General features: G+C 73.5%; 1 protein-coding gene. It reads right to left on the bottom strand.

Annotated elements, in window-relative coordinates; translation table 11 throughout:
* Positions 1-317 (bottom strand): DUF222 domain-containing protein (locus tag WU80_RS24990; protein ID WP_156371917.1); only part of this gene is annotated, 317 nt, incomplete at both ends.

Raw genomic sequence — 317 nt, 5'->3', positions numbered from 1 at the left:
GCGACATGCTCGGCCAGCCCCGCCAATTGCTCGGGCCGATACTGCGTTCCATACCTGACGAGGTCGGCCTCCACGGCCGCCCGGGTGGGTGCATCCACCGCGGCGGGCAGCTGGTGGAAGAACCGGCGGATCACCCCCACCTGCCCGGGGCCCAGGGCGCCGTCGCGTTGAGCGGCGGCCGTCGCGGACAGGATCGGCGCTAACGGTTCGCCGGTCAGCCCGTGCCGGGGCCCCAACTCGATCGCCTCTTTGACCCGCCTCGACGCCTCGGCGCGGCTGATCAGCGTCGCCTCGGCGATCGCGTGCGGCAGGCTGCC

The sequence above is a fragment of the Mycobacterium sp. UM_11 genome (assembly GCF_001414075.1).
Taxonomy (GTDB): domain Bacteria; phylum Actinomycetota; class Actinomycetes; order Mycobacteriales; family Mycobacteriaceae; genus Mycobacterium.
The sequence above is the reverse complement of the archived record's forward strand: the minus strand, read 5'-3'. Positions and strand labels throughout refer to the sequence as shown.